This window comes from Rhodococcus sp. CX, assembly GCF_015865005.1.
Classification (GTDB): Bacteria; Actinomycetota; Actinomycetes; order Mycobacteriales; family Mycobacteriaceae; genus Rhodococcus.
The window spans coordinates 25,573-28,505 of record NZ_JADZGH010000217.1 but is presented as its reverse complement, the minus strand read 5'-3'; the positions used below and the strand labels follow the sequence as shown (position 1 = coordinate 28,505).

Below are 2,933 nucleotides of genomic sequence, written 5' to 3'. Positions count from 1 at the left end.
GCGGAGCCCACCGCCACGGCGGCGCGCATGATCGGTCTCGACGCCGAGGCCGGGCAGTGGCAGCTGACCACCGGCGACGGCGACGAGCGGATCGTGCGGGTGCCGTGGCTCGAACCGGCCGGCGACCGGGCGGCGATCCGTGGCGCGGTGGTGGCGCTCTACCACGCGGCGTGCGAGCGACTCGGCGTCGCGACCGCCGAGCACTGACTCGAACGCCCCGCCCGAGGGCGGTCAGTGCTCCTTCGGCGTGCGGTCGGCGAGATCCTGGAGGTGCGCTCCTTCGGTGACCTCGTGGCTGCTGCTGCCCCAGCCGACGTGCGATTCGGCGCGCATCCGATCCGACATGTGCGGGTAGTGCAGCTCGAACGCCGGACGCTCCGACCGGATGCGCGGCAGCTCGGTGAAGTTGTGCCGCGGCGGCGGGCAGGAGGTGGCCCACTCCAGCGAGTTGCCGTAACCCCACGGGTCGTCGACCGTGACGACCTGGCCGTACCGGTAGCTCCTGAAGACGTTCCACAGGAACGGCAGCGTCGACGCGCCGAGGATGAACGCGCCCACGGACGAGATGCTGTTCAGCGTGGTGAAGCCGTCGGTGGGCAGGTAGTCGGCGTAGCGACGCGGCATGCCCTCGTTGCCCAGCCAGTGCTGCACCAGGAAGGTGGTGTGGAAGCCGATGAACGTCAGCCAGAAGTGCCACCGTCCCAGGCGTTCGTCGAGCATGCGGCCGGTCATCTTCGGGAACCAGAAGTAGATGCCCGCGTAGGTGGCGAACACGATGGTGCCGAAGAGCACGTAGTGGAAGTGCGCGACCACGAAGTACGAGTCGTGCAGGTGGAAGTCCATCGGCGGGCTCGCGAGGATGATGCCGGTCAGGCCACCGAAGAGGAACGTGATGATGAAGCCGACCGAGAACAGCATCGGGGTCTCGAAAGTGAGCTGACCTTTCCACATCGTGCCGATCCAGTTGAAGAACTTCACGCCGGTCGGGACGGCGATGAGGAACGTCATGAACGAGAAGTACGGCAGCAGCACGGCGCCGGTGGCGTACATGTGGTGTGCCCACACCGCGATGGACAGGGCCGCGATCGCCAGGGTCGCGTAGACCAGGCCGGTGTAACCGAAGATCGGCTTACGGGAGAAGACCGGGAAGATCTCCGAGACGATGCCGAAGAACGGCAGCGCGATGACGTACACCTCGGGGTGGCCGAAGAACCAGAACAGGTGCTGCCACAGCAGGACGCCACCGGTGGCCGGGTCGAAGATGTGGCCACCGAGGTGACGGTCGACGAACAGACCGAAGAACGCGGCGGTGAGCAGCGGGAAGACCAGCAGGATCAGCAGGCTGGTGATGAGGATGTTCCAGGTGAAGATCGGCATCCGGAACATGGTCATGCCGGGGGCGCGCAGGCAGACGACGGTGGTCGTGAAGTTGACCGCACCGAGGATCGTGCCCAGACCCATGACGCCGAGGCCCAGGACCCAGAAGTCGGCGCCGACGCCCGGCGAGTGCAGCTCGCTCGTCAGCGGGGTGTAGGCGGTCCAGCCGAAGTCCGCGGCACCACCGGGGGTGATGAAGCCGGCGAGCACGATGGTCGCGCCGAACAGGTACAGCCAGTAGCTGAAGGAGTTCAGACGCGGGAACGCGACGTCGGGGGCGCCGATCTGCAGCGGGACGATGTAGTTCGCGAACGCGAACACGACCGGCGTCGCGTACATGAGCAGCATGATCGTGCCGTGCATGGTGAACAGCTGGTTGAACTGCTCGTTCGAAAGGAACTGCAGGCCGGGGACCGCGAGCTCGCTGCGCATCAGGAGGGCCATGAGGCCACCGATGAGGAAGAACGAGAACGAGGTGATGAGGTACATGATCCCGAGCAGCTTGGGATCTGTAGTCGTGATCATCTTGTAGATGAACGAACCCTTGGGTCCCTGCCGCGGCGGGTACGGCCTTGCTGCAGCTATCGGGACTGGCTGGGGCGCTACGGCAGTCACTAATCCTCCTGAATGCGCGCTCGACCTCGGGCTGGAGGCGAGCGGTCTCTGGCTTGCGCTGAGTCGAATCGTAGACCGTGCACACAGCGGTCGCCCACCGGGTCCTACTCAGTGTCGTACTCGGTGCGACAGCGTACCTCGAGGTGCTGTCACGACCAGGGTGTTGTTCGTGAGCAGAACCCTCGTGAGCCCCTTCCCCGGCGTGTCGCGCGCCGCCCCCGCGCGCGGATGATGTACGTCACATCGGACAGGGATTTAGGGTAGCGAAACCTTATCAGGCTAGTGTTGCGTCGTTGTTGCCCCGCTCCGAAAGTCCGAGGTATGGACGTGCTCCCTCGATTCCGCCGCCGCGCGACCGTCGCGCTCGCATCGGCACTCACCGCCGCAGTCGCCCTCGCCGGCTGCTCCGCCGACAACACCGAGCCGGAAACGTCCGTCTCGTCGACCGAGGGCTTCCCGCGCACGGTCGAACACTTCCGCGGCTCGACCACGCTCGACGAGGCTCCCCTGCGGGTCGTCGCGCTCGACACCAGCTACGCCGACGCGACGCTGCTGCTCGAGAGCGAACTCGTCGGCTACGTCGACTACCGCACCGAAGGACTGCCCGACTACCTCGGCGACGCCCCGGAGAAGTACGCCGCGAACGCCGTCTCGGTCGGCAAGGTCGCCGACGTGAGCCTGGAGAAGATCGCCGCCCTCGAGCCCGACCTGATCCTGTCCGCCGAGGTGCGCAACGGTGAGCAGTACGAGGAGCTGTCGGCGATCGCTCCCACCGTCTTCTCCCAGTCCACCGGACCGACCTGGAAGGACAACATCCGGCTCGCCGCCCGGGCGCTCGGCAAGGAGGACCTCGCCGAGCAGAAGATCGGCGAGTACGAGGCACGAGCGAAGGCGATCGGCGACGAGATCAACGCCTCGGCGAACAACCCGACCGTCTCGGT

At 66.4% G+C, this 2,933-nt stretch carries 2 protein-coding genes and 1 pseudogene; 2 read left to right on the top strand and 1 reads right to left on the bottom strand.

Annotation, left to right across the window (positions count from 1 at the left end; translation table 11 throughout):
• Positions 1–207, top strand: a 207-nt coding sequence (locus I0Q12_RS23915) for a DUF2470 domain-containing protein (RefSeq protein ID WP_231611311.1), incomplete at its 5' end; no start/stop codon positions are given.
• A gap of 24 nt (positions 208–231) precedes the next feature.
• On the opposite strand, the gene ctaD is transcribed toward I0Q12_RS23915, so the two are convergent.
• Positions 232–1,992 carry a cytochrome c oxidase subunit I gene (gene ctaD, locus I0Q12_RS23910; RefSeq protein WP_197255377.1) on the bottom strand — a complete coding sequence of 587 codons (1,761 nt, stop codon included), beginning with the start codon at positions 1,990–1,992 and terminating at the stop codon, positions 232–234.
• A 321-nt stretch (positions 1,993–2,313) separates the two neighbouring features.
• Between ctaD and I0Q12_RS33720 the strand changes: the two are divergent.
• Positions 2,314–2,933: pseudogene (locus I0Q12_RS33720) on the top strand (ABC transporter substrate-binding protein); the annotation flags it as partial.